This is a genomic window from Streptomyces davaonensis JCM 4913 (assembly GCF_000349325.1).
Lineage (GTDB): Bacteria > Actinomycetota > Actinomycetes > Streptomycetales > Streptomycetaceae > Streptomyces > Streptomyces davaonensis.
The window spans coordinates 5,988,325-6,011,310 of the sequence record NC_020504.1 but is presented as its reverse complement, the minus strand read 5'-3'; the positions used below and the strand labels follow the sequence as shown (position 1 = coordinate 6,011,310).

The 22,986-nt window shown below is 68.5% G+C and carries 27 protein-coding genes, 1 tRNA gene and 1 riboswitch; of the genes, 9 read left to right on the top strand and 19 right to left on the bottom strand.

The window, feature by feature from the left end; all coding sequences use genetic code 11:
• Positions 1 to 6: 6 nt before the first annotated feature.
• On the bottom strand, positions 7 to 783 hold the full coding sequence (locus BN159_RS26665; protein WP_086016458.1) for an ABC transporter permease: 777 nt from the start codon (positions 781 to 783) through the stop codon (positions 7 to 9).
• 46 nt (positions 784 to 829) lie between these two features.
• Positions 830 to 1,630 (bottom strand): ABC transporter permease, encoded by an 801-nt coding sequence (locus BN159_RS26660; RefSeq protein ID WP_015660109.1) that lies wholly within the window; start codon positions 1,628 to 1,630, stop codon positions 830 to 832.
• Positions 1,631 to 1,834: 204 nt separating this feature from the next.
• On the opposite strand from BN159_RS26660, the gene BN159_RS26655 reads away from it, so the two are divergent.
• Complete coding sequence (locus BN159_RS26655) at positions 1,835 to 4,219, top strand: transglycosylase domain-containing protein (RefSeq protein WP_015660108.1); 2,385 nt, start codon at positions 1,835 to 1,837, stop codon at positions 4,217 to 4,219.
• An 8-nt stretch (positions 4,220 to 4,227) separates the two neighbouring features.
• Here the strand turns inward: BN159_RS26655 and sugE are convergent, their stop codons facing one another.
• The 3 genes from sugE to BN159_RS26640 all read right to left on the bottom strand — a co-directional run bounded on the left by sugE (position 4,228) and on the right by BN159_RS26640 (position 5,445).
• Positions 4,228 to 4,548 (bottom strand): quaternary ammonium compound efflux SMR transporter SugE, encoded by a 321-nt coding sequence (gene sugE / locus BN159_RS26650; protein ID WP_015660107.1) that lies wholly within the window; start codon positions 4,546 to 4,548, stop codon positions 4,228 to 4,230.
• A gap of 50 nt (positions 4,549 to 4,598) precedes the next feature.
• A riboswitch (guanidine-III (ykkC-III) riboswitch) is annotated at positions 4,599 to 4,662 on the bottom strand.
• 56 nt (positions 4,663 to 4,718) lie between these two features.
• Positions 4,719 to 5,021 carry a GroES family chaperonin gene (locus BN159_RS26645; RefSeq protein ID WP_202425017.1) on the bottom strand — a complete coding sequence of 101 codons (303 nt, stop codon included), beginning with the start codon at positions 5,019 to 5,021 and terminating at the stop codon, positions 4,719 to 4,721.
• A gap of 94 nt (positions 5,022 to 5,115) precedes the next feature.
• The gene (locus BN159_RS26640) at positions 5,116 to 5,445 is read right to left on the bottom strand and encodes a DUF3618 domain-containing protein (protein ID WP_015660105.1); all 330 of its coding nucleotides are present in this window, start codon (positions 5,443 to 5,445) and stop codon (positions 5,116 to 5,118) included.
• Positions 5,446 to 5,538: 93 nt separating this feature from the next.
• On the opposite strand from BN159_RS26640, the gene bcp reads away from it, so the two are divergent.
• Both bcp and BN159_RS26630 read left to right on the top strand, forming a co-directional pair.
• Complete coding sequence (gene bcp / locus BN159_RS26635; protein WP_015660104.1) at positions 5,539 to 6,006, top strand: thioredoxin-dependent thiol peroxidase; 468 nt, start codon at positions 5,539 to 5,541, stop codon at positions 6,004 to 6,006.
• 39 nt (positions 6,007 to 6,045) lie between these two features.
• Positions 6,046 to 6,132 (top strand) — tRNA-Leu (locus BN159_RS26630).
• A 4-nt stretch (positions 6,133 to 6,136) separates the two neighbouring features.
• Here the strand turns inward: BN159_RS26630 and rdgB are convergent.
• The 4 genes from rdgB to BN159_RS26610 form a co-directional block, all read right to left on the bottom strand.
• Positions 6,137 to 6,739 (bottom strand): RdgB/HAM1 family non-canonical purine NTP pyrophosphatase, encoded by a 603-nt coding sequence (gene rdgB, locus BN159_RS26625; RefSeq protein ID WP_015660103.1) that lies wholly within the window; start codon positions 6,737 to 6,739, stop codon positions 6,137 to 6,139.
• Positions 6,740 to 6,764: 25 nt separating this feature from the next.
• Positions 6,765 to 7,166: a hypothetical protein gene (locus BN159_RS26620; protein ID WP_015660102.1), complete on the bottom strand. Its 402-nt coding sequence runs from the start codon at positions 7,164 to 7,166 to the stop codon at positions 6,765 to 6,767.
• 133 nt (positions 7,167 to 7,299) lie between these two features.
• Positions 7,300 to 8,037: a ribonuclease PH gene (gene rph / locus BN159_RS26615; RefSeq protein WP_015660101.1), complete on the bottom strand. Its 738-nt coding sequence runs from the start codon at positions 8,035 to 8,037 to the stop codon at positions 7,300 to 7,302.
• A gap of 77 nt (positions 8,038 to 8,114) precedes the next feature.
• Positions 8,115 to 8,348, bottom strand: a complete 234-nt coding sequence (locus BN159_RS26610) for a glucose PTS transporter subunit EIIB (protein ID WP_015660100.1) — start codon at positions 8,346 to 8,348, stop codon at positions 8,115 to 8,117.
• 177 nt (positions 8,349 to 8,525) lie between these two features.
• Between BN159_RS26610 and BN159_RS26605 the strand changes: the two genes are divergently transcribed.
• A complete protein-coding gene (locus tag BN159_RS26605) occupies positions 8,526 to 9,818 on the top strand; it encodes a PTS transporter subunit EIIC (RefSeq protein ID WP_015660099.1) in 1,293 nt (430 codons plus the stop codon).
• Positions 9,819 to 9,953: 135 nt separating this feature from the next.
• The gene (locus BN159_RS26600; protein ID WP_015660098.1) at positions 9,954 to 11,201 is read left to right on the top strand and encodes a PTS transporter subunit EIIC; all 1,248 of its coding nucleotides are present in this window, start codon (positions 9,954 to 9,956) and stop codon (positions 11,199 to 11,201) included.
• 63 nt (positions 11,202 to 11,264) lie between these two features.
• Here the strand turns inward: BN159_RS26600 and BN159_RS26595 are convergent, their stop codons facing one another.
• The gene (locus BN159_RS26595) at positions 11,265 to 12,017 is read right to left on the bottom strand and encodes an MBL fold metallo-hydrolase (RefSeq protein ID WP_015660097.1); all 753 of its coding nucleotides are present in this window, start codon (positions 12,015 to 12,017) and stop codon (positions 11,265 to 11,267) included.
• A gap of 212 nt (positions 12,018 to 12,229) precedes the next feature.
• Here BN159_RS26595 and BN159_RS26590 point away from each other — a divergent pair, with 212 nt between their 5' ends.
• Positions 12,230 to 12,658 carry a type II toxin-antitoxin system PemK/MazF family toxin gene (locus BN159_RS26590; RefSeq protein WP_015660096.1) on the top strand — a complete coding sequence of 143 codons (429 nt, stop codon included), beginning with the start codon at positions 12,230 to 12,232 and terminating at the stop codon, positions 12,656 to 12,658.
• 28 nt (positions 12,659 to 12,686) lie between these two features.
• On the opposite strand, the gene BN159_RS26585 is transcribed toward BN159_RS26590, so the two are convergent.
• The 7 genes from BN159_RS26585 to clpS all read right to left on the bottom strand — a co-directional run bounded on the left by BN159_RS26585 (position 12,687) and on the right by clpS (position 17,378).
• A complete protein-coding gene (locus BN159_RS26585; protein WP_015660095.1) occupies positions 12,687 to 13,637 on the bottom strand; it encodes a PLP-dependent cysteine synthase family protein in 951 nt (316 codons plus the stop codon).
• Positions 13,638 to 13,643: 6 nt separating this feature from the next.
• Positions 13,644 to 13,922 (bottom strand): MoaD/ThiS family protein, encoded by a 279-nt coding sequence (locus tag BN159_RS26580; RefSeq protein ID WP_015660094.1) that lies wholly within the window; start codon positions 13,920 to 13,922, stop codon positions 13,644 to 13,646.
• Positions 13,923 to 14,016: 94 nt separating this feature from the next.
• On the bottom strand, positions 14,017 to 14,112 hold the full coding sequence (locus BN159_RS47580) for a putative leader peptide (protein ID WP_019065921.1): 96 nt from the start codon (positions 14,110 to 14,112) through the stop codon (positions 14,017 to 14,019).
• Positions 14,113 to 14,191: 79 nt separating this feature from the next.
• Positions 14,192 to 14,614, bottom strand: coding sequence for a Mov34/MPN/PAD-1 family protein (locus tag BN159_RS26575; protein WP_015660093.1), 423 nt, complete (start codon positions 14,612 to 14,614; stop codon positions 14,192 to 14,194).
• Between the two features lie 82 nt (positions 14,615 to 14,696).
• A complete protein-coding gene (locus BN159_RS26570) occupies positions 14,697 to 16,124 on the bottom strand; it encodes an amino acid permease (RefSeq protein ID WP_015660092.1) in 1,428 nt (475 codons plus the stop codon).
• 321 nt (positions 16,125 to 16,445) lie between these two features.
• Complete coding sequence (locus tag BN159_RS26565; RefSeq protein WP_015660091.1) at positions 16,446 to 17,048, bottom strand: DUF2017 domain-containing protein; 603 nt, start codon at positions 17,046 to 17,048, stop codon at positions 16,446 to 16,448.
• Between the two features lie 12 nt (positions 17,049 to 17,060).
• Positions 17,061 to 17,378 carry an ATP-dependent Clp protease adapter ClpS gene (clpS, locus tag BN159_RS26560; RefSeq protein ID WP_015660090.1) on the bottom strand — a complete coding sequence of 106 codons (318 nt, stop codon included), beginning with the start codon at positions 17,376 to 17,378 and terminating at the stop codon, positions 17,061 to 17,063.
• Between the two features lie 57 nt (positions 17,379 to 17,435).
• Here clpS and BN159_RS26555 point away from each other — a divergent pair, with 57 nt between their 5' ends.
• Entirely contained in the window at positions 17,436 to 18,782 is a 1,347-nt protein-coding gene (locus BN159_RS26555; protein WP_015660089.1) for a nicotinate phosphoribosyltransferase, read from the top strand.
• A gap of 75 nt (positions 18,783 to 18,857) precedes the next feature.
• The gene (locus BN159_RS26550; RefSeq protein WP_015660088.1) at positions 18,858 to 19,448 is read left to right on the top strand and encodes an isochorismatase family protein; all 591 of its coding nucleotides are present in this window, start codon (positions 18,858 to 18,860) and stop codon (positions 19,446 to 19,448) included.
• On the opposite strand, the gene BN159_RS26545 is transcribed toward BN159_RS26550, so the two are convergent.
• Together BN159_RS26545 and BN159_RS26540 are read right to left on the bottom strand one after the other, a co-directional pair.
• Entirely contained in the window at positions 19,449 to 19,793 is a 345-nt protein-coding gene (locus BN159_RS26545; protein ID WP_015660087.1) for a hypothetical protein, read from the bottom strand.
• A gap of 121 nt (positions 19,794 to 19,914) precedes the next feature.
• Complete coding sequence (locus tag BN159_RS26540) at positions 19,915 to 22,269, bottom strand: immune inhibitor A domain-containing protein (protein WP_015660086.1); 2,355 nt, start codon at positions 22,267 to 22,269, stop codon at positions 19,915 to 19,917.
• 401 nt (positions 22,270 to 22,670) lie between these two features.
• On the opposite strand from BN159_RS26540, the gene BN159_RS26535 reads away from it, so the two are divergent.
• Positions 22,671 to 22,931: a hypothetical protein gene (locus BN159_RS26535; RefSeq protein ID WP_015660085.1), complete on the top strand. Its 261-nt coding sequence runs from the start codon at positions 22,671 to 22,673 to the stop codon at positions 22,929 to 22,931.
• Positions 22,932 to 22,986 lie beyond the last annotated feature (55 nt).

Genomic DNA, 22,986 nt, shown 5'->3' with positions numbered 1-22,986 from the left:
CAATCATCAACTCCCCGTGCTTCGATACGCCCGCAACCCCGCCCGCCACGCGAGCCCCGCCACCAGCACGAACCCCGCCGCCACCACCGGCGGCGCGAAGGCCGCCCACTCCGGCAGGCCCAGCGGATACGGCCGCCCCAACACATAAGCGGCCGGCACCCAGTTGACGAAGGCCAGCGGCAGCAGATACGTCACCCCGCGCACCAGATCCGTCCCGAACACCGTCGGCGGGTACTGGAGCAGCGTGTTGCCGCCGTACGTGAACGCGTTCTGCACCTCGGCCGCGTCCTGCGCCACGAACTGGAAGGCCGCGCCCGCCACGAACACCGAGCTGAAGATCACCCCGCCGCAGATCACCATCACCGGCACCAGCAGCACCTTCGCCGCCGTCCACTCGACGTCCACGGCCGCCAGCGCGTACCCCAGCACCAGTACGCCCTGGGTGATCCGGCCGAGGCGGCGCAGCGCGAAGTGGTCGGCGCCGACCTGGGCGAGCACCGGCGCGGGGCGCACCAGCAGGACGTCGAAGGAACCGTCGCGGATCCGGCCGCCGAGGACGTCCATCGAGCCGAGCAGCAGATCGGCGAGGCCGAACGCGGTCGCGGCCAGGCCGTACAGCAGGGCGACCTCGGGCAGCGTCCAGCCGCCGAGCGAGTCGACCTGCGAGAACATCAGCAGGATCGCCGCGAAGTCCAGCCCGGTGATCAGCAGGTTGCCGACCACGGTGAGGGCGAAGGAGGTGCGGTAGGCCGTCGTGGAGCGGATCCACATCCCGGCGATCATCCGGTACGCCCGAAGGCCCTCCCCGAGCCGGGACGGCACGGAAGTCTCAGCCACCCTGCACCACCACCCGCCGCGTCGCCGCCGACTGGAGCAGCCGTCCCGCCGCCAGCAGCGCCACCGCCCAGGCCGCCTGGAAGGCGTACGCGCTCCACAGCGACGTCTCTCCCATCAGCACGTCCGCCGGGATCTGGAGCTGCGCCGCCCACGGCAGCGCCCGCACCAGGTCGCCCCACGGTTCCGGGAAGGCGTTCAGCGGCAGGACCATGCCGGAGCAGAAGACGCCCGCGATCATCAGGGTCTGGTTGACGCCCCGGTCGTCCATCAGCCAGAACATCGCCAGCGCGGCGAGGTAGCGGATCCCGAAGCTCACCAGCATCGCCAGCACCACCGCGACCAGGAAGGCCGCCCAGGTGGCCGCGGACCGGGGCAGCGCCATGGTGAAGAACAGCGCGCCGAAGGTGAAAGGGATCACTCCGCGGCCCAGCAGCTGGAACGCGGAGCGGCCCAAGTCGCTTGCCAGCCACCACAGTTGGAGGTCGGCAGGACGGTACAGATCGACCGCGATCTCCCCGGTGCGGATCCGGGTCATCAGGTCCTTCTCGGCGCCGCCGCCCTGGATCGCGAGCGTCGAGTACAGGGCCTGGCCCAGCCACGCGTAGGTGACGGCCTGGGTCTGGTCGTACCCCCCGAGGTGCGGTCTCTCGTCCCACAGCGCCAGGTAGGTGTACACCAGGATGATCCCGAAGACGGTGTTGGTGAACACCCCGGCGGCGGTGGCGGCCCGATAAGTCGCGTACCGCCTGAATCCCCCCGCCGCGACGGCCCCGTACAACCGTCCGGAACCCACCGCCACAGCCCTCCTCGCCCCGCCGGACACCGAAGCGCAGGAGCCTAGCGCGCAGCCGGTGACGCCCGCCACGCGTTTTCCGTTGCCGAAGCGTGCCGCGATTCGGGAACGGAACGCATGGTGCGAGAGTCTTCAACTGGGGGCGCAGAACGCGTACAAGGTCGTACGGGAACGTACGACGCGAAACAGGAGTCACGGCACCAGATGAGCGACGAGCCGCAGCCACAGCCGCAGCCAGAGCAGTCGACGGAGAAGCCCAAGCGGCCCAGGCGCACCGGCTGGCGTCGGCTGATCCCCACCTGGCGCATGGTGCTCGGCACCTTCGTCATCGGTGTGATGCTCCTGGTCGGCCTGTTCTTCCTCGGCTACTCCCTCGTCAAGATCCCGCCGGCCAACGCGCTCGCCACCAAACAGGCCAATGTCTTCCTGTACTCCGACGGCACCCAGCTCGCCCGGGACGGCGAGGTCAACCGGGAGAACGTCACCCTCTCGCAGATCTCCAAGGAGGCCCAGCACGCCGTACTGGCCGCCGAGGACCGGGACTTCTACAGCGAGTCCGCGATCGACCCCAAGGCGATGCTGCGCGCCGCCTGGAACACCGCCACCGGCAAGGGCAAGCAGTCCGGCTCCACGATCACCCAGCAGTACGTCAAGAACTACTACCTGGCGCAGGAACAGACCGTCACGCGCAAGGTGAAGGAGTTCTTCATCTCCATCAAGCTGGACCGCGAGGAGTCCAAGAACGACATCCTGGAGGGCTACCTCAACACCAGCTACTTCGGCCGCAACGCCTACGGCATCCAGGCCGCAGCCCAGGCCTACTACGGCGTCGACGCCGCCGAGCTCAGCGCCGCCCAGGGCGCCTACCTCGCCGCGCTGCTCAACGCGCCCAGCGAGTACGACGTCGTCGCCCACCCCGAGAACAAGGCGGCCGCCGAGGCCCGTTGGGACTACGTCCTGGACGGCATGGTCAAGGAAGGCTGGCTGAGCCAGGCGAAGCGGACGGGACTGAAGTTCCCGATGCCGAAGGAGGCGACGGTCTCCACCAACCTGTCCGGGCAGCGCGGCTACATCGTGCGGATCGTCAAGGACTACCTCATCACGAACAAGATCGTCGATGAGAAGGAGCTGGAGGCGGGCGGCTACCGCATCACCACCACCCTCAGCAGGACCCGGCAGGACGCCTTCGTCAAGGCCGTCAACGACAAGCTCATCGACAAGCTCGACCCCAAGGCCCGCAAGGTCGACTCCTACGTCCGCGCGGGCGGCGCCTCCGTCGACCCCAGAACCGGCAAGGTCGTGGCGATGTACAACGGCATCGACTACGTCAAGCAGTACACCCCGAACGCCACCCGCCGGGACTTCCAGGTCGGCTCCACCTTCAAGCCGTTCGTGTTCACCTCCGCCGTCGAGAACACCTCCAACACCCAGGACGGCCGCCTGATCACCCCCAACACGATCTACGACGGCACCAACGTGCGCCCCGTCCAGGGCTGGACCGGCGAGACCTACGCCCCCGAGAACGAGGACCAGTACTCCTACGGCGACATCACCGTCCGCGAGGCCACCGACAAGTCGGTGAACTCGGTGTACGCGCAGATGGCCGTGGACGTCGGCCCCGAGAAGGTCGAGCAGACCGCGATCGACCTCGGACTGCCCACGAACACCCCGGACCTGGAGCCGTACCCGTCGATCGCGCTGGGCACCGCCACCGCCAGCGTGCTGGACATGGCCGAGGCGTACGCGACGCTCGCCAACCACGGCAAGCACGGCACGTACACGATGATCGAGCGGATCACCAAGGACGGCGCCGACGTCATCGACCTGCCCGAGCGCAAGACCTCCCAGGTCATCAGCCGGGCCGCCGCCGACACCACCACCTCGGTGCTCCAGAGCGTCGTGGAGTCCGGCACCGCCACCGCCGCCCAGGCCGCGGGCCGCCCCGCCGCCGGCAAGACCGGCACCGCGGAGGAGGACATGGCGGCCTGGTTCGCCGGCTACACCCCCGAACTCGCCACCGTCGTCGCCGTGATGGGCCAGGACCCGGAAACCGCCGAGCACAAGTCGCTGTACGACGTGATGGGCCTGCCCCGCATCAACGGCGGCGGGGCGCCCGCGGAGATCTGGGCCCAGTTCACCGAGGACGCCCTCAAGGGCAAGCCGGTCACCGACTTCGACCTGGAGCTCCAGGAGGGCGCCGACATCGTCGACACCCTGCCCGTCGAGCCGCCCACCGACCCGGGCACGGGCGAGGAGGACGAGGAGGAGAGCGGTACGACGACCGGCGGCGCGGACACCGGGGGCCAGACCCCGGGCGCCACCGAGGGACAGACCGAGGGCCAGACCGGCGGTGACACCACCACCGGCGGCACCACGACCGGCGGCACCGACGGCGGCACGACGGACGGCGGCACCACCACCGACGGCGGCACGACGACCGGCGAGACGACCGGCGGCGACACCACGACGGGCGGGGGCACGGCGGACGGCGGCACGACGGGTGACACGACCACCGGGGGCGGGACGACCGGGGGCGATACGGGGGCGGGGACGGCGGCGGGCCCGCTGTACACGAGCCGCCGCGAATGAGCCCCTGATCAGTGACCGCTGGTCGCCTTGAGACCCACCACGGCGACCAGCAGCAGACAGACGAAGAAGATCCGCGCGGCGGTGGCCGGCTCACCCAGCACCACCATCCCGACCACCGCCGCACCGGCCGCCCCGATACCGACCCACACCCCGTAGGCGGTGCCGATGGGCAGCGAACGGGCGGCGTACGACAGCAGCAGCATGCTGGCGACGATTCCGGCACCGGTGAAGAGGCTGGGCACGAGACGGGTGAACCCGTCGGTGTACTTCATCCCGACCGACCACCCGACCTCGAGCAGACCGGCGACGACGAGCAGGACCCAGGCCATGGGGAAACCTCCGAGAGACAGAAACGCGAACGGACGAACGAACGGACGTCGGTGCGTCGTCTTTGCGTTGTCCCGGTACGGCGCGTCTCGTCGGGGTTGCCTTCAAAGCTAGCAAAGGAATGACAGAAGGGGCCGGTGACGATGGTCACCGGCCCCTTCGAGCCACTGATCTACAGGTACAGACCGGTCGAGTCCTCGGAACCCTCGAACCGATCGGCGGCCACGGCATGCAGATCGCGCTCCCGCATCAGCACATAGGCGATGCCCCGCACCTCGACCTCGGCCCGGTCCTCCGGGTCGTACAGCACCCGGTCACCGGGCTCCACCGTCCGTACGTTCTGCCCCACCGCGACGACCTCGGCCCAGGCCAGCCGACGGCCGACCGCCGCGGTGGCCGGAATCAGGATCCCGCCACCGGAACGCCGCTCGCCCTCGCTGGTGTCCTGCCGCACCAGAACCCGGTCGTGCAGCATCCGGATGGGCAGCTTGTCGTGGTGGGTGGTGTCGTTTCTGTTGGCGCTCACGCCTCGAACCTACCTGCCTTTGCCGCGTCCGTACGCCGCCGGGTCAGCGCCTGCGGCGCCGGGTGCCGACGGCGAGCAGCCCCACGACGCCCACGACGAGCAGCGCGGCGGGGACGACCCGCTCCAGCCGGGGAGCGCCCTCGTCGTCGACGAACTTGGCCTTGACGTCGCTGACGACCCGGTTGGCCTGAACGTAGGCACGCCCGAGGGTGTGATCAATGTTGGAGACAACCTTGGCCTTGGCATCCCCGACGATGGTCTTCGGGTGGACCCGAACCCCGATCTCGTCGAGCGTCTCGGCCAGCGCTTCGCGGCGGCGCCTGATGTCCGCCTCGATCTGCGCCGGGGTTCTGGTGTCCGACGTTTCCGCCACCGTACGGCCTCCGAAGTCCGCTGATACTGTTCCGGACAGTCTGTCAGCTCTCCGCGCCGCCGCACTGTCAGGACCCCCGGTTACGCTAGCGAGATGAGCGAGCGACTCCAGCCCGGGGACGTAGCCCCCGCCTTCACCCTCCCCGACGCCGACGGCAAGGGCGTCTCCCTGTCGGACCACAAGGGCCGCAAGGTCATCGTCTACTTCTACCCGGCGGCTTTGACGCCCGGCTGCACGAAGCAGGCCTGCGACTTCACCGACAACCTGGAACTCCTGGCCGGCGCCGGCTACGACGTCATCGGCATCTCCCCCGACACCCCGGAGAAGCTGGCGAAGTTCCGCGACAAGGAGTCCCTGAAGGTAACGCTCCTGGCGGACCCCGAAAAGTCGGTCACCGAGTCCTACGGCGCCTACGGCGAGAAGAAGAACTACGGCAAGACGTACATGGGCGTCATCCGCTCCACGATCGTGGTGGACGAGGAGGGCAAGGTAGAACGAGCCCTGTACAACGTCCGAGCCACGGGCCACGTAGCCAAGATCATCAAGGACCTGGGCATCTGACTCCCCTGCCCGGCCAGTAGCATGGCCGGGCAGTCTCCGGCGGCCGTGGTGGAATTGGCAGTCACGCTGGGTTTAGGTCCCAGTGGGGTAACTCCCGTGAGGGTTCGAGTCCCTCCGGCCGCACCAGTCTCTAACCGAGCAACTCCCGCACGACGGGCACCAACGCCCGGAACGCCTTCCCCCGATGGCTGATCGCGTTCTTCTCCTCCGGGCTCAGTTCGGCGCACGTCCTTGTCTCGCCGTCCGGCTGGAGGATGGGGTCGTAGCCGAAGCCGTTGGTGCCGGAGGGGGTGTGGCGGAGTACGCCTCTCAGTTGGCCCTCGACCACTCGGTCGCGGCCGTCCGGCAGGGCGAGCGCCGCTGCGCAGGCGAAGTGGGCTCCCCGGTGTTCCGCTGTGATGTCCGACAGTTGGGCCAGCAACAGCTCCAGGTTCGCCCTGTCGTCGCCATGCTGCCCCGCCCAGCGGGCCGAGAAGATGCCCGGGGCGCCGTTCAGGACGTCTACGCAGAGCCCCGAGTCGTCGGCCACCGCGGGCAGGCCCGTGGCCTTGGCCAGGGCGTGGGCCTTCAGGAGGGCGTTTTCGGCGAACGTCACTCCCGTTTCGGGGACGTCGGGGATGTCCGGGAACGCGTCCGCGCCGACGAGGTCGTGGGGCAGACCTGCGTCGGCGAGGATCGACTTCAGTTCGGTGATCTTTCCGGCGTTGCGTGTGGCGAGGATCAGGCGGGTCATGTCCCCAGTATCGGGGGCCCCGGGATCAGGGGGTGCAGACCTTCGTCAGTTCGCCGGCCGCGTCCGTGACCGGGGTCAGGTCCGGGGTCTCGTCGCCGTTCTTGACGGCCGTACGGACGTTGTCGACGGCCGCGGCGAGGTCGTCGACGGCCTTCTCGACGTCGGCGTTGTCGGTCTTGTCGCCGACCTTGTCGAGGTTCTCGTCGATGGTGTCGAGGGACTCGTCGATCTGCGTCGGGTCGTTCGCGGCGGACTCCACGGCCTGCTGGAGTTCGGTCACGCTGTCGGCGACCGCCTCGGCGGTCTGGACGCAGTCCAGCGCCTTGCTGACGGCATCGCAGCCGGTGGTCAGCCCCACGGTCAGCCCTACGGCCGCCACTGCGGCGACGATGGTGATACGGCTCCGACGGCGTCGGCTCGCGCCCATGCTGTGTCCCTCCCGTGCTCAGGTCCTGCCTCGGTGCAGGCCCCCGTACCTGGCGGGCGTACGCCCGTACTCGTAGTGACGCGGGGGCGGGCGGCCTGGTTGCCCGCGCCCCCCGCGTCTCTTGGTACGCCCTTTACTTTTGGAGGACGGTATCAAGTGCGGTGCGCTGCAAGACAGCGAGTTCCGTGCAGCCCGAAACCGCCAGGTCCAGCAGGGAGTTCAGTTCGTCCCGGGCGAAGGGTTCCGCCTCTGCGGTGCCCTGGACCTCGACGAAGCGTCCGTCGCCGGTGCAGACGACGTTCATGTCGGTCTCGGCGCGGACGTCCTCCTCGTAGCAGAGGTCCAGGAGGGGGACTCCGCCGACGATGCCGACCGAGACGGCGGACACGGTTCCGGTCAGGGGCTGACGGCCTGCCTTGATCAGCTTCTTGCCCTGGGCCCAGGAGATGGCGTCGGCGAGGGCGACGTAGGCGCCGGTGATGGCCGCGGTGCGGGTGCCGCCGTCGGCCTGGAGGACGTCGCAGTCGAGGACGATGGTGTTCTCGCCGAGTGCCTTGTAGTCGATGACCGCGCGCAGGGAGCGGCCGATGAGTCGGCTGATCTCGTGCGTACGGCCGCCGATCTTGCCCTTGACGGACTCGCGGTCGCCGCGGGTGTTGGTGGCGCGGGGGAGCATGGAGTACTCCGCGGTGACCCAGCCTTCGCCGCTGCCCTTGCGCCAGCGGGGGACGCCTTCGGTGACGGAGGCGGTGCAGAAGACCCTGGTGTCGCCGAAGGAGACGAGGACGGAGCCCTCTGCGTGCTTGCTCCAGCCGCGTTCGATGGTGACGGGGCGGAGCTGTTGGGGGGTGCGGCCGTCGATGCGTGACATGGCGATGAGCCTAGCCGGACATGCGGAAGGGGCTCCTCCCCGGTGGGAAGAGCCCCTCACGAGTGAGCGGGTGCGGCTCACATCATGTCTTCGATCTCCGCCGCGATCGGGTCGGCGTCGGTGCCGATGACGACCTGGATCGCCGTGCCCATCTTGACGACTCCGTGGGCGCCGGCCGCCTTCAGGGCCGCCTCGTCGACGAGGGAGGCGTCGCTGACCTCGGTGCGCAGGCGGGTGATGCAGCCCTCGACCTCTTCGATGTTCTCGATGCCGCCGAGACCGGCAACGATCTTCTCAGCCTTGCTGGCCATGTCGTTTCTCCCTGATCCGAACCGCTTTGTCGCAGTAACCCACAGTTGGCCCATCTTCGCGAGCGGTCATGCCGTACGTGCCGAATGATGGCGATCATGACAGCGGAACCGCCCCGTCAACTGGTCTACACCACCTGACGGGCGGTCGCCAAACCCGCTTCCAGCTAAGGGGTCCGGATGAGTTCCGACGAGGCGCTGAGCCCTGCGCGGGTGCGCTGGAACAAGTTGTTCCAGGGCCTTCAGAAAATGGGCCGCAGCCTTCAGCTCCCGATCGCCGTACTTCCGGCTGCGGGCATCCTCAACCGCCTTGGCCAGCCGGACGTGTTCGGCGACGACGGGCTGGGGTGGACGGACGTCTCCAAGGTCATGGCGGGTGCGGGCGGCGCGCTGCTGGACGGGTCGCTGGGGCTGCCGCTGCTGTTCTGTGTCGGTGTCGCGATCGGCATGGCGAAGAAGGCGGACGGCTCGACCGCGCTCGCGGCGGTGGCGGGCTTCCTCGTCTACTACCAGGTGCTGCGCCAGTTCCCCGAGGACTGCCCGGACGGCACGAAGGCCGTCACGAACATCGGCTGCCAGGGGACCGCCGACGGGGCGGTGGAGGCGTTCACCTACCAGAACCCCGGGGTCTTCGGCGGCATCGTCATCGGCCTGCTGACGGCCTTCTTCTGGGCCCGCTACCACCGCACCAAGCTGGTGGACTGGCTGGGCTTCTTCAACGGCCGCCGACTGGTGCCGATCATCATGTCGTTCGTCGCGATCGCGTTCGCGGCGCTGTGTCTGTGGGTGTGGCCGCCGATCGGTGACGCGCTGGAGAACTTCAGCGACTGGCTGAGCGACGCGGGCTCGTGGGGTGCGGGCATCTTCGGTGTCGCGAACCGGGCGTTGCTGGTGATCGGACTGCATCAGTTCCTGAACGTGCCCATCTGGTTCCAGTTCGGCACGTACACCAAGCCGGACGGCACGGAGGTGCACGGCGACATCAACATGTTCCTGGCGGGCGATCCGGACGCGGGGCAGTTCCTGTCGGGGTTCTTCCCGATCATGATGTTCGCGCTGCCGGCGGCGGCGCTGGCGATCACGCACTGCGCGAAGCCGAATCGCCGCAAGGAGGTCGGGGGTCTGATGCTCTCGGTCGCGCTGACGTCGTTCGTCACCGGCATCACCGAGCCGATCGAGTACTCGTTCCTGTTCATCGCGCCGCTGCTGTACGCGGTGCACGCGGTGCTGACGGGTGTGTCGATGGCGGTGACGTGGGGGCTCGGGGTGCACGACGGCTTCAGCTTCTCCGCCGGTCTCATCGACTACATCATCAACTGGAACCTGGCGACGAAGCCGTGGGCGATCATTCCGATCGGCCTCGCGTTCGCAGTCGTGTATTACGTCATCTTCCGCTTCGCGATCCTCAAGTTCGATCTGAAGACGCCGGGCAGGGAGCCGGAGGACCAGGTGGAGGACGTCACCAAGGTCTGACGTTCAGTCCCGAATAACGGTTGCGCAACCCGCGGTTCCGACGACGGAATCGCGGGTTCCTTATGCGCCCTTCATCGTGCTACAACAGGTCTACACCACTGAGTGGTGTAGACCACCACCCGATGGAGGAAGTCTATGAGCACCGCCACCGCATCGGCGGCCCCCACGAAGAAGTGGGGATCCGGCCTGTTCCAGGGTCTTCAGAAGGTCGGCCGCAGCCTCCAGCTCCCGATCGCCGTACTGCCGGCGGCGGGCATCCTGCTGCGGCTGGGCCAGGCGGACGTTCAGGAGAAGCTGAACCTGCCCGACAAGGTCACGGCGGTCTTCGCCACGGCCGGTGGCGCGATCTTCGACAACCTGCCGATGCTGTTCTGCATCGGTGTCGCGATCGGCTTCGCGAAGAAGGCCGACGGCTCGACCGCGCTGGCCGCGCTGGTCGGCTTCCTGGTCTACAGCAACGTCCTGAAGGCGTTCCCGGTCACCGAGGCCAAGGTCCAGGCGGGCGCCGACATAGCCGCGACCTACAACAACCCCGGTGTCCTCGGCGGCATCCTCATGGGTCTGCTCTCCGCGGTGCTGTGGCAGCGCTACCACCGCAAGCAGCTGGTGGACTGGCTGGGCTTCTTCAACGGCCGCCGACTGGTCCCGATCATCATGGCCTTCGTCGGCACCGCCATGGGTGTCTTCTTCGGCCTGGTCTGGGAGCCGATCGGCGAGGTCATCTCCGACGCCGGTGAGTGGATCACCGGTCTGGGCGCCGCGGGTGCCGGTCTGTTCGGTCTGATCAACCGCGCGCTGATCCCCATCGGCATGCACCAGTTCGTGAACACCGTCTCCTGGTTCCAGATCGGCGACTTCACCAACGCCGCGGGCGATGTGGTGCACGGTGACCTGAATCGCTTCTTCGCCGGTGACCCGGACGCCGGTCAGTTCATGTCGGGCTTCTTCCCGATCATGATGTTCGGTCTGCCGGCCGCCGCGATCGCCATGGCGCACGCCGCCCGTCCCGAGCGCCGCAAGGCCGTGATGGGCATGATGATCTCGCTCGCGCTGACCTCCTTCGTGACCGGTGTGACCGAGCCGATCGAGTTCTCGTTCATGTTCATCGCGCCGCTGCTGTACGCGATCCACGCGGTGCTCACGGCCCTGTCCATGGCGATCACCTGGGCGCTGGGCGTCCACGCGGGCTTCACGTTCTCCGCGGGCGCCATCGACTACGGGCTCAACTGGTCGCTGTCCACCAAGCCATGGCTGATCATCCCGATCGGCCTGGTCTTCGGGGCGGTCTACTACTTCGTCTTCCGCTTCGCGATCGCCAAGTTCAATCTCCCCACCCCGGGCCGCGAGCCCGAGGAGGAGGTCGAGGACCTCACGAAGGCGTGAGCCCCGCACGATGACGAAGGCCCCGGTACCGAACAGGTACCGGGGCCTTCGACTGCGTACCGGCTAGATCTCGTACGTCTGCCTCGGCGCCGCCAGTGTCACCGGACCGTCGTAGACCGCTCGCGCGTCGGCGAGGTTGGTCTGGGGGTCGGTCCACGGGGGGATGTGGGTCAGGACCAGGCGGCGGGCGCCCGCGCGGGTTGCCGTCTCGCCTGCTTCGCGGCCGTTGAGGTGCAGGTCGGGGATGTTCTCCTTGCCGTGCGTGAAGGCCGCCTCGCACAGGAACAGGTCCGTGTCCCGGGCGAGTTCGTCGAGCACCGGGGTCACACCCGTGTCGCCGGAGTACGTCAGGGACTTCCCGGCGTGCTCGACGCGGATGCCGTACGCCTCCACCGGATGCGCCACGCGCTCGGTGTGCACGGTGAACGGGCCGACCTCGAAGGTGGACGGCTTGACCGTGTGGAAGTCGAAGACCTCGCTCATCGAGGAGGCAGAGGGGGTGTCGGCGTAGGCGGTGGTCAGGCGGTGCTCCGTGCCCTCGGGTCCGTAGACCGGGATCGGGTCGCAGCGGCCGCCGTCGTGCCGGTAGTAACGCGCGACGAAGTAGGCGCACATGTCGATGCAGTGGTCGGCGTGCAGATGGCTCAGGAAGATCGCGTCGAGGTCGTAGAGACCGCAGTGGCGCTGAAGCTCGCCAAGGGCGCCGTTGCCCAGGTCGAGGAGCAGCCGGAAGCCGTCGGCCTCGACGAGGTAGCTCGAGCAGGCCGATTCCGCGGACGGGAACGACCCCGAGCAGCCGACGACGGTGAGCTTCATGAAGCAGAAACCTCCGCTGGCGGGAAATCCGGATAGGGGGCGACGGGGGTCGTGCGGTTCGTCGAGCGTAAGGCGCAAAACGTCCTGTCGCTCCTCCGCCAAGGGCTGTTGTGGGCGAACTCACCTGTGCTGTCACCGGTTCGGCTGGCACCGCGGCAGGTGAGGCGCGAGAAGGGCGCGCGCGGGGTGGCGCGCGCCGGTAACGTCGTCCTATGGACACGTCCTGGTGGCTCGCGCTCGCGGCGGTGGTGCTGCTCGCGCTGGTCGCCGCGCTGGTGGACGGGTGGGGGCGCAGGCCCGCCGGGCGGCCGGGGCGGCGGCGGACGGGGGTGCGGCCGCGGCCCACGGAGATCTGGTGGGCGAGCGTGCCGTTCGAGGACCGGCCCGGCGCGAAGGACCGGCCGTGTCTGGTGCTGGCGGTGCACGGCAAGCGGGTGCGCGTCGCGAAGATCACCAGCCGCTACCACGACGAGCGTTCCGGGGTGATTCCGCTTCCCCCGGGTGCGGTGAGCGATGCCCAGGGCCGCGCGAGCTTCCTGGAGACGGACGAGCTGCGCGAGGTGCCGGTGTGGGACTTCCGGCGGAAGGTGGGGGTGGTGGACCCGGTCCTGTGGGACCAGGTCCGTCACCTGGCGTCGTGAACCACCCTCAAGAGTGACGGCCGGGGGCTTACGCCCAGAGCTGGCCTTGCAGCGTCTCGATCGCTTCCTCGGTCGTCGCCGCCGTGTAGACGCCGGTCGACAGGTACTTCCAGCCGCCGTCGGCCACGACGAAGACGATGTCGGCGCTCTCGCCCGCCTTCACGGCCTTGTTGCCGACGCCGATCGCGGCGTGCAGGGCGGCGCCCGTCGAGACGCCCGCGAAGATGCCCTCCTGCTGGAGCAGCTCACGGGTGCGGGTGACCGCGTCCGCCGAGCCGACGGAGAAGCGGGTGGTGAGGACGGAGGCGTCGTACAGCTCGGGGACGAAGCCCTCGTCGAGGTTGCGCAGGCCGTAGACGAGATCGTCGTAGCGCGGTTCGGCGGCGACGATCTTCACGTCCGGCTTCTGCTCCCGCAGGAAGCGGCCCACGCCCATCAGCGTGCCGGTGGTGCCGAGGCCCGCCACGAAGTGGGTGATGGAGGGGAGGTCGGCGAGGATCTCGGGGCCGGTGGTCGCGTAGTGGGCGCCCGCGTTGTCCGGGTTGCCGTACTGGTAGAGCATCACCCAGTCGGGGTGCTCGGCGGACAGCTCCTTGGCGACGCGTACGGCGGTGTTGGAGCCGCCCGCGGCCGGGGAGGAGATGATCTCGGCGCCCCACATGCCGAGCAGGTCCCGGCGCTCCTGGGAGGTGTTCTCGGGCATCACGCAGACCATGCGGTAGCCCTTGAGCTTGGCGGCCATGGCCAGGGAGATGCCGGTGTTGCCGCTGGTCGGCTCCAGGATCGTGCAGCCGGGGGTGAGCCGGCCGTCCTTCTCCGCCTGCTCGATCATGTGCAGGGCCGGGCGGTCCTTGACCGAGCCGGTGGGGTTGCGGTCCTCCAGCTTGGCCCAGATCCGGACGTCGGCGGACGGCGACAGCCGCGGCAGGCGCACCAGGGGGGTGTTGCCTACCGCGGCCAGCGGGGAGTCGTAGCGCATGCGGGATCAGACCATGCCGCCGGCCACGGCCGGCAGGATCGTGACGTTGTCGCCGTCGGTGAGCTTGGTGTTGATGCCGTCGAGGAAGCGGACGTCCTCGTCGTTGAGGTAGACGTTGACGAAGCGGCGCAGCTGCTCGCCGTCCACGATGCGGGCCTGGATGCCCGCATGCCGGGTCTCCAGGTCGGTGAACAGCTCGGCGAGGGTGTCCCCGGAGCCCTCCACCGCCTTCTGACCGTCGGTGTACGTGCGGAGGATGGTGGGGATGCGGACCTCGATGGCCATGGCGAAGGGCTCCTGTCGGAAAAAGTGGTCTGGTCTCGGTGGGCGCGCGGCGGCACGCCGCGTCTGCGCGGCCGTACGGCTTACAGCGGGACGGTCAACAGATGGCGCTGTTCAGCCTGCACAGGTCGACGTGCAGCCGCGCAACGAGCAGTGTGCCCGGCGCCTTGTCGCTCACGTCGAGAAGAACCATGGGTTCATCGTATCGATTCCCGGACCGGCTCCTGGAGTGTGATCTCACCTACCGGACATAAACCATCCACGCAATGAGATCAGTACGCCTCTACGACCTTGACCTCCTCCTCGGTCACCTCGCCCTCCAGGATCCGGAACGAGCGGAACTGGAACTCTCCGAGGCCGTCGGTGTCGGCGGTGGAGACGAGGACGTAGTGCGCGCCGGGTTCGTTGGCGTAGGAGATGTCCGTGCGGGACGGGTAGGCCTCGGTCGCCGTGTGGGAGTGGTAGATGACCACCGGCTCCTCGTCCCGGTCGTCCAGCTCGCGGTACAGCTTGAGCAGATCACCGGAGTCGAACTCGTAGAACGTGGGCGACATGGCCGCGTTCAGCATGGGGATGAAGCGCTCGGGGCGGTCGGTACCGGCCTGCCCCGCGACGACGCCGCACGCCTCGTCCGGGTGGTCCTTGCGCGCGTGCGCGACGATCTGGTCGACGAGGGCCTGGGTGATGGTCAGCATGCTGGCCAGGATAAGCAGAGGGGCCGCCCCGTACCGAGGAGTGGTACGGGGCGGCCCACATGCCGGACGGCTGGGATGGGGGTCAGCCGACCTTCTCGAACTCCGGCTCACGGCGCTGCGTGACCTCGGGGCTGCGGGACTTGAGCACAAGCCAGCCGACGCCGAGCGCCGCGGCCCAGCCCGCCATCACGTACAGGCAGACGCGGGAGTCGGCGTCGTAGGCGATGAGGCCGGTGACGAAGAGCAGGAAGACGATGGCGACCCAGCTGCACTTCGCGCCGCCCGGGGCCGGGAAGGACGAGGCCGGCAGGCGGCCCGCGTCGACCGCGCGGCGGTACAGGACGTGGCTGACGAGGATCATGAGCCAGGTCCAGATGCCGGCCGCGGTGGCGACGGAGACGACGTAGCCGAAGGCCTTCTCCGGGACGATGTAGTTCAGGACCACACCGATGCCCATGAAGACGACCGAGATGGTGATGCCGAGCGCGGGCGTCTTGGTGGAGGACAGCTTGCTGAAGACGCGCGGGGCCTCGCCGTTGTCGGCCAAGGTGCGCAGCATGCGGCCGGTGGAGTACATGCCCGAGTTGCAGGAGGACAGGGCGGCGGTGAGCACCACGAAGTTGACGATGCCGGCGCCGGCCGGGATGCCGATGACCGCGAAGGCCTTCACGAAGGGGCTGACGCCCTCCGCGAACTCGGTCCACTTGACCACGCACAGGATGACGGTGAGGGCACCGACGTAGAAGAGTGCGATGCGCCAGGGCAGCGTGTTGATCGCCTTGGGGAGGGTCTTCTCGGGGTTCTCCGACTCGCCCGCGGTGACGCCGACCAGCTCGACGGCGAGGTAGGCGAACATCACGCCCTGGAGGGTCATCAGGGAGGAGCCGATGCCCTTGGGGAAGAAGCCGTCGAACTCCCACAGGTTGGAGACCGCGGCGGTGTCACCGGCGTTGCTGAAGCCGAAGGTGAGGACGCCGAGGCCGATCACGATCATGCCGATCAGCGCGGTCACCTTGACCATCGAGAACCAGAACTCGATCTCGCCGAACAGCTTCACCGAGATCAGGTTGGCCGCGAACAGCACCACCAGGAAGACCAGGGCCGTGACCCATTGCGGGACTTGAGGGAACCAATAGTTGACGTAGATCGCGGCGGCCGTCAGTTCGGCCATACCGGTGACGACCCACATCAGCCAGTACGTCCAGCCGGTGAAGTAGCCGAAGAACGGGCCGAGGAACTCGCGGGAGTACTCCGCGAAGGAGCCCGAGACCGGGCGGTACAGGAGCAGCTCGCCGAGCGCTCGCATGATGAAGAAGATGATGACGCCCGCGAGGGCGTACATGAGGATGAGGCTGGGACCGGCCTTGGCGATGTTCGCCCCGGCCCCCAGGAAGAGGCCGACGCCGATGGCGCCGCCGATGGCGATCATCTGGACCTGGCGGCTGCCGAGGCCGCGCTCGTAGCCCTCTTCTTCCGGGGCCTTCTCCGTGTCGACCTGAGCGGAGGTCATGTATTCGTGCGCCTTTCTCCACGCCGAACCGGGCCTCTCGTCGGCCTCGGATCGGTTCTCGATCCCCCCGGATTGATGGAGCGTTGTGCCTGACCGGCGATCTGCCGGTGGGTGGCGCACCCGGACGGAACATGGGTGGTGTTCGCCGGGCGGTCGTGAAGATTTATCACGGCCGCCGGATTGATCATCCGAGGGATCTGTGGCGTATCACACAGGGAGAAGGGGACAAGCGGCGCACAAAAGGGACACAGCAGGCCGGGTGGGTGACGCGATCGTTATCCGGATTTGAGCGTCCGCTGAGCGAACACTCAATCGGTCACATCAGGGCATGAGGGTCGAGACGAGGGTCTCCTGGAGCCCGCCCAGCCAGAGATAGGCCATCACCATCGGCTTGCGGGGGTCCTCGTCCGGGAGCCGGTAGAGCAGGTCCGTGTCGTCCTCGTCGACGATGTCCAGCCGCGAACCGATCGCGAGGCGCAGGTCGTTGAGCGCGCTGAGCCACTGCCGGGACTCCCCCGGCGCCAGCTTCAGCACCGCGCCGCCGTCACCCGCGGAGCTGAGCTCGTCCAGGGAGCGGATCACCGCGAGGGCGTTCTCCCGCTTGCCGGCGCGCAGGTCGTTCTCGGTGTAGCGGCGGAACTCGGCGGAGTACGCGCGCTCCTCCTCGGCCTGCTCGGGCCCCGGGGTGCCCTCGGGGTCGCTGTAGGCGTCCGGGAAGAGCCGGCGCAGGACCGGGTCGGCGGGCGGTTCGCTCGGTCCGTCGGCGAAGAGCTCGGCGAGCGGGTCGTCGGGCTTGTCCTCGCCCGGTCCCGGGCCGATCAGCTCCAGGAGCTGGACGGCCAGTGACCGGATGATGGAGATCTCGACTTCGTCGAGGGCGACGGCCGCGCCGCCGCCGGGGAGCGGTTCGAAGGTTCCTGGCATCAGCGCTGGTCGCTACTTCCGGTCCTGCTGGAGGGTGGCCCACAGACCGTAACCGTGCATGGCCTGCACATCGCGTTCCATCTCCTCGCGGGTTCCGCTGGAGACGACCGCGCGGCCCTTGTGGTGGACGTCGAGCATGAGCTTGGTGGCCTTGTCCTTGGGATAGCCGAAGTACGTCTGGAAGACGTACGTCACATAGCTCATGAGGTTGACCGGGTCGTTGTGGACGATCGTGACCCAGGGGACGTCGGGCTCGGGAACGGCGGAAACCTCTTCCGCCGACTCGGTGCGTTCGATCTCTACGGGCGCGGGTGACGTCACATGGCCCATGCTGCCACGCCCCCGATAAATCGTCACACTGACGCGAAGTGGGGTATCGTCTTCGTCATGAACACAGCGGACCTTGGGCTGCCGGTGGATGTTCCCTCGACGGCGCTTTTCACGGACCAGTACGAGCTGACGATGCTCCGGGCCGCCCTTCAGGCGGGCACGGCCGAACGGCGGAGCGTGTTCGAGGTCTTCACACGACGGTTGCCGAACGGGCGCCGCTACGGCGTGGTCGCGGGCACCGGCCGGGTGCTGGACGCGGTGGAGAACTTCCGTTTCGACGAGGGCGTCCTCGGCTTCCTGCGCGAGCGCGGCATCGTCGACGAGGAGACCCTGGACTGGCTCGCCGGGTACCGCTTCAGCGGCGACATCTGGGGCTACCCGGAGGGCGAGGTGTACTTCCCCGGCTCGCCGATCATGCGGGTCGAGGGCTCCTTCGCCGAGTGCGTGCTGCTGGAGACGGTGATCCTCTCCATCCTCAACCACGACTCCGCGATCGCAGCGGCGGCCTCCCGGATGTCCTCGGCCGCAGGTGAGCGGCCGCTGATCGAGATGGGCGCCCGGCGCACCCATGAATTGGCCGCGGTCGCCGCGTCCCGCGCCGCGTACGTCGGCGGCTTCAGCACCACCTCCGACCTGGCGGCGGGCTTCCGCTACGGCATCCCGACCGTCGGCACCTCCGCGCACGCCTTCACCCTCCTGCACGACCGGGAGCGGGACGCCTTCCAGGCCCAGGTGAACTCGCTCGGCCGGGGCACGACCCTGCTCGTGGACACCTACGACGTCGCCGAGGCGGTGCGTACGGCGGTGGAGGTGGCCGGGCCCGAGCTGGGCGCGGTCCGGATCGACTCCGGCGATCTGCTGCTGGTGGCCCACCGGGTGCGCCAGCAACTGGACGAGCTGGGCGCGCGGGACACGCGGATCATCGTGACCTCGGATCTCGACGAGTACGCCATCGCCTCGCTGGCCGCGGCGCCGGTGGACGCGTACGGGGTGGGCACCCAGCTGGTGACCGGTTCCGGGCACCCGACCTGCTCAATGGTCTACAAGCTGGTCGCCCGCGCCGAGTCCGCCGACCCGAGCGCGCCGCTGGTGCCGGTGGCGAAGAAGTCCACCGGCGGCAAGACCTCCATCGGCGGCCGCAAGTGGGCGGCGCGGCGGGTGGACGCGTACGGCGTGGCGGAGGCCGAGGTCATCGGCACCGAGGCGGTGCCCGCGGAGCTTGCCGACCGGCAGCTGCTGGTGGAGCTGGTCAAGGGCGGCGAGGTCGTCGCGCGCGAGCCCCTGGACGCCGTACGGGATCGGCACATCGCCGCTCGGGCGGGGCTGCCGCTGTCGGCGACGCAGTTGTCGCGGGGGGAACCGGTCATTCCGACGGAGTACCCGTCCGGGCGGTCGGGTAGCTAATGCGGGTGCGCCCTCCCGCAGTGCCGTCGAAGTCTCTAGGCTCGTAAGTTCACTCTTAGTCGAAGGACGTCCACCATGCGCCGCGCCTTGATCGTCGTAGACGTGCAGAACGACTTCTGCGAAGGGGGCAGCCTCGCGGTGGCCGGCGGGGCCGATGTCGCCGCCGCCATCACCGAGCTGGTGGGGCAGGCCGCCGGTACGGGCTATCAGCACGTGGTGGCCACCCGGGACCACCACATCGCGCCGGGCGGCCACTTCGCCGACAATCCCGACTTCGTCCGCTCCTGGCCCGCGCACTGTGTCGCGGGCACCGAGGGGGTCGGCTTCCACCCGAACTTCGCCCCCACCGTCGCCTCCGGCGCGATCGACGCGGTCTTCGACAAGGGGGCGTACGCGGCGGCGTACAGCGGGTTCGAGGGCGTCGACGAGAACGGCGTCACGCTCGCCGACTGGCTGCGCGCCCGGGAGGTCACCGAGGTGGACGTGGTCGGCATCGCCACGGACCACTGCGTACGCGCCACCGCTGTGGACGCCGCGAGGGAGGGCTTCCGCACGCACGTCCTGCTGGACCTGACCGCGGGGGTCGCCGAGGAGACCACGGACCGGGCCCTGGAGGAGATGCGCGAGGCCGGGGTGGAACTGACCGGAAAGCCGGTCGTGGCCTAGCTACGCCTGGGCCGCCGGACGTCTCAGCAGTGCCCTGATCGGGCGCCAGAGCTCCTGGGCCAGTTCCGGGCCCGTGGCGACACCGTTGTCGGGGGCCGTTCTCCATATGAGGCCGTCGGGGTGGTGCAGGACCGCGGTGATCTCGTCCGGGGTCGGCGGGGAGGCGTTGCCGCGCAGGTAGACCGCCCGCAGGCCCAGGTTGCGCAGCCTGGTCAGGGCGCGTGCGCGGTTCTGGGCGTGGACGAGGACGCGGACCGAGCCCGTGCCGTCCGCGGTCGGCATGGGCAGGTTCAGCGCCACCACCACGCTGCCGGTCGGCAGCTTGCAGAAACCTCCTGCGGCCATGCGGTCACACCCCCGTGTGCGTCGGTGTCAATAAGAGAACCACAGGACGCACCTAAACACGATCGGCGGCGACCCGCCAGGGGGTCGCCGCCGATACGCTTCTGACCTGCGGAATTACCGACTACTTCACCGCGCGGCCAACTTCGATCGAGATCGTGGAGCCGTTCTTGGCCTCCTTGACGATCTTGATCTTGGTGTTGGTGTCAGTGATGTTGACGCCCGCGAGCGGGGTCGCCGCGTCGTAGTAGGTGTTCGTGTGGTCGTTGAAGACCGACACGCCCTTCGACGACGGGATCTTCGTCGCGACGTCCGCGTTGTGCAGCGTGATGCCGTCCGTGCGGTACAGGCTGAACGGCGAGTCGTAGGACTGGATACGGCTGCGCATCAGCGTGCCGTCGGACCACTTCAGCGCCTTGTAGTGGGAGTCCACCGGCAGGATCAGACCGACACCCGGGTGCTTGCTGGTGTTGTTGTCCGCCTGGGAGGTGTCCCACTTCCAGATCAACAGACCGTTCTGGTACGGGTAGTGCTCCACCCAGCTCGGCCGGGTGGTGGAGAAGCCGAAGTTGTACGGGCCGACCTTCAGGGTCTTGTCGTACGACACGTACTGGCGGTTCTCGGCGATGTAGTACTGCGCGTAGTCCTTGGTGAAGGACGAGCCCATGCGCTGGAAGCCGCTCGCCGTCCAGGCCGCGTCCGCGGACTCGGCGTTGTCGGTGAACAGCGCCGCACCGTCCGCGGTGACCGAGATCCGGTCGGCCGCGAAGCCCTTCTCGGCCACGCCGCCGTCGGTGGCGTAGCGGAAGCGCAGGTCGATCTTCTTGCCGGCGTAGGCGTCCAGCGGGAAGGACAGCTTCTTGTACGTCTCGGAGAAGCCGCTCAGCGCGGGCTTGTCGCTGCCGTCGCGGGCGATCGGCTGGCCGTCGGCCGTGCCGTCCAGGGCGGTCCAGTTGGCGCCGCCGTCGGTGGACACCTCGGTGTAGAGGTAGTCGTAGCCCGCCTCGATGGCCCACCAGCCGTCGAGGGTCAGCGCCGCCGACGACTTGCCGGTGAGGTCCACCGAACGGGCCAGCGTGTTCTTGAGGTTGTCGCCGCTGCCGCTCCACCACTGCTGCGTGCCCTCGGCCGGGGTGACGATCTCCGTCGTGACCGGCTTCTTGGGCAGCTCGACGATGAGCGCCTGCTTGTTCCTGGTGTTGTACTCGGCGACGCCCAGCTTGTGCTTCGACTTGGTCGCGGCCTTCGCCTTGGCGAAGTCGAGCCAGCCCAGCTGGAGCTTGTCCCAGGCGGTCATGTCGCCGGGCAGGTCGCCGATGGCGTCCTTGCCGGTACCGAGCCAGGAGCCGGAGGACATGAGCGTCCAGAAGCCGGTGGAGTTCTCGCCGCCGCCGGAGGTGTCGTAGTGGTCCGGCAGACCGAGGTCGTGGCCGTACTCGTGGGCGAAGACGCCGAGTCCGCCGTTCTCGGGCTGGACCGTGTAGTCGCCGACCCAGATGCCGGTGTCGCCGATCTGGGCGCCGCCGAGGCGGTTGTTGTCCGGGCCGGTGGCGCCGGCGTCGGTGCCGAAGGCGTACCAGCGGTGGGCCCAGATGGCGTCCTCGCCCTGTGCGCCGCCGCCCGCGGACTCGTCCTCACCGGCGTGCACGACCTGGAAGTGATCGATGTAGCCGTCGGACTCGTTGAAGTCGCCGTCGCCGTCGAAGTCGTAGCGGTCCCACTGGTCGAACTGCTTGACGTCTTCCTGGATCTGGGCGTCGGTGCGGCCCGCGGCCTTCTGCTGGGCGACCCAGGACGTGACACCGTCGCTGACGATGTTCCACACGCTCGGGCAGTTGGTCTCGCCACAGGCGTTGTTGCCGTAACGGGCCTCGTTGTAGGGGACCTTGACCCAGTCGGAGACCTCGCCGTCGATGGAGTAGCGGCCCGAGGACTGCTTCTCGTAGTACTTCTTCATCGACTCGACACCCTTGCCGGTGCCGAAGTAGAGGTCCTGGAAGTGCTTCTGGTTGTAGTCCGCCTGCCACGCCGTGCTGTTGTCCTGGGCGCGGTCCGGCTGGGCTATCTGGTTGTGGCCGGGGCCGGGGGTGCCGCCGAACTCGGGCTTGGTCTGGTCGCCGAACTCGACCAGGATCGTGAAGATCTTGTCGGTCTTCTCGCGGCCCAGCTCGACGTACTTGCTGTCGCCCTTCTTGCTCTTGAGCTCGACGACCTGGGAGCCTTCGCGCTCCTTCACCTGGGCCTTGCCCGATATGACCTGCTTGAGGGCCTCCTCGCGCTGGGCCTCCTGAGTCTGGCTCAGCGGGCCTTCGAGGTCGTGGTCGGCCTCGTTGTGCGCCGGCGCCGGGTCGTGCCGGTCGATGGCGTTCTTGGCCGTGTCATCGGCCTGCGCCATGGTGAACGTCGAGAACGTGGCGGTGGCCGCCGCGAACGCGACAGCCGTCGCGGCCGCTCTGAACGTCCATGTTCTGCTGGTCACTTGAGATCCTCCCCCGCGTTCGGCGCGCGCGACGGGAGGGTTCCTGGTCATGGAGGGTTCGCGCGCGCGTGATCAACGCGTGTAGTCAAGTGACGACATTTGACTAGAGGTTCACCAGAAAAGACAGACCTTGACTTGAGCAGGTCAAGTGCACTATGCGAAGTCGAGTTCCGCTTTACGGACACCTGCGGCCCGCTCGACAGGCGCGCGACGCCGTCCACTTGGTGGACGCCATGACTCCGTGCGCCCCCTGTGCACCGGTACTGTTGGTTAGGTCACGCTTACTGTTCGTTCCGCTCGGGCATGCACGCGATTAGAGTCGATTGGCGGAACGCCCAGAGGTTGGCGGAATGCCAGGCCCACACCCCCCGTGTACCCCCGATTCCGAGGACACGATTCACATGCCTCGTCCGACCGCCGCACAGCTCGCCTACGGTTCGTGCACCGTGCTCTTCTCGACCCTCGCCATGCTGCTGCTGTCACAGACGAGTTCGGGTGCGGCGATCGCACTCATCGCCGTGGCGGCACTGGCTCTCGGCGTGCTGGTCGCGCTGACCGTGCCGACGCCCAAAGCCCGGGTGATCGCGATGCGCAGGCCGTCCCCCGCGGTCACTGCGCAGGACGCGCCCACCCCGGCGCCGGTTCCCGAGCGCGCCGCCTGACCCCACTGCCGCGACCTGACTGCCGCGACACCCCCGCGGCAGCTCACGTCGTCTC

Bases quoted from the DNA above. Each gene is read 5' to 3' on its own strand.
- BN159_RS26665 (WP_086016458.1), bottom strand. From the start codon at position 783: ATGATCGCCGGGATGTGGATCCGCTCCACGACGGCCTACCGCACCTCC.
- BN159_RS26655 (WP_015660108.1), top strand. From the start codon at position 1,835: ATGAGCGACGAGCCGCAGCCACAGCCGCAGCCAGAGCAGTCGACGGAG.
- sugE (WP_015660107.1), bottom strand. From the start codon at position 4,548: ATGGCCTGGGTCCTGCTCGTCGTCGCCGGTCTGCTCGAGGTCGGGTGG.
- BN159_RS26645 (WP_202425017.1), bottom strand. From the start codon at position 5,021: ATGCTGCACGACCGGGTTCTGGTGCGGCAGGACACCAGCGAGGGCGAG.
- bcp (WP_015660104.1), top strand. From the start codon at position 5,539: ATGAGCGAGCGACTCCAGCCCGGGGACGTAGCCCCCGCCTTCACCCTC.
- rdgB (WP_015660103.1), bottom strand. From the start codon at position 6,739: ATGACCCGCCTGATCCTCGCCACACGCAACGCCGGAAAGATCACCGAA.
- BN159_RS26620 (WP_015660102.1), bottom strand. From the start codon at position 7,166: ATGGGCGCGAGCCGACGCCGTCGGAGCCGTATCACCATCGTCGCCGCA.
- rph (WP_015660101.1), bottom strand. From the start codon at position 8,037: ATGTCACGCATCGACGGCCGCACCCCCCAACAGCTCCGCCCCGTCACC.
- BN159_RS26610 (WP_015660100.1), bottom strand. From the start codon at position 8,348: ATGGCCAGCAAGGCTGAGAAGATCGTTGCCGGTCTCGGCGGCATCGAG.
- BN159_RS26605 (WP_015660099.1), top strand. From the start codon at position 8,526: ATGAGTTCCGACGAGGCGCTGAGCCCTGCGCGGGTGCGCTGGAACAAG.
- BN159_RS26600 (WP_015660098.1), top strand. From the start codon at position 9,954: ATGAGCACCGCCACCGCATCGGCGGCCCCCACGAAGAAGTGGGGATCC.
- BN159_RS26595 (WP_015660097.1), bottom strand. From the start codon at position 12,017: ATGAAGCTCACCGTCGTCGGCTGCTCGGGGTCGTTCCCGTCCGCGGAA.
- BN159_RS26590 (WP_015660096.1), top strand. From the start codon at position 12,230: ATGGACACGTCCTGGTGGCTCGCGCTCGCGGCGGTGGTGCTGCTCGCG.
- BN159_RS26585 (WP_015660095.1), bottom strand. From the start codon at position 13,637: ATGCGCTACGACTCCCCGCTGGCCGCGGTAGGCAACACCCCCCTGGTG.
- BN159_RS26580 (WP_015660094.1), bottom strand. From the start codon at position 13,922: ATGGCCATCGAGGTCCGCATCCCCACCATCCTCCGCACGTACACCGAC.
- BN159_RS47580 (WP_019065921.1), bottom strand. From the start codon at position 14,112: ATGGTTCTTCTCGACGTGAGCGACAAGGCGCCGGGCACACTGCTCGTT.
- BN159_RS26575 (WP_015660093.1), bottom strand. From the start codon at position 14,614: ATGCTGACCATCACCCAGGCCCTCGTCGACCAGATCGTCGCGCACGCG.
- BN159_RS26570 (WP_015660092.1), bottom strand. From the start codon at position 16,124: ATGACCTCCGCTCAGGTCGACACGGAGAAGGCCCCGGAAGAAGAGGGC.
- BN159_RS26565 (WP_015660091.1), bottom strand. From the start codon at position 17,048: ATGCCAGGAACCTTCGAACCGCTCCCCGGCGGCGGCGCGGCCGTCGCC.
- clpS (WP_015660090.1), bottom strand. From the start codon at position 17,378: ATGGGCCATGTGACGTCACCCGCGCCCGTAGAGATCGAACGCACCGAG.
- BN159_RS26555 (WP_015660089.1), top strand. From the start codon at position 17,436: ATGAACACAGCGGACCTTGGGCTGCCGGTGGATGTTCCCTCGACGGCG.
- BN159_RS26550 (WP_015660088.1), top strand. From the start codon at position 18,858: ATGCGCCGCGCCTTGATCGTCGTAGACGTGCAGAACGACTTCTGCGAA.
- BN159_RS26545 (WP_015660087.1), bottom strand. From the start codon at position 19,793: ATGGCCGCAGGAGGTTTCTGCAAGCTGCCGACCGGCAGCGTGGTGGTG.
- BN159_RS26535 (WP_015660085.1), top strand. From the start codon at position 22,671: ATGCCTCGTCCGACCGCCGCACAGCTCGCCTACGGTTCGTGCACCGTG.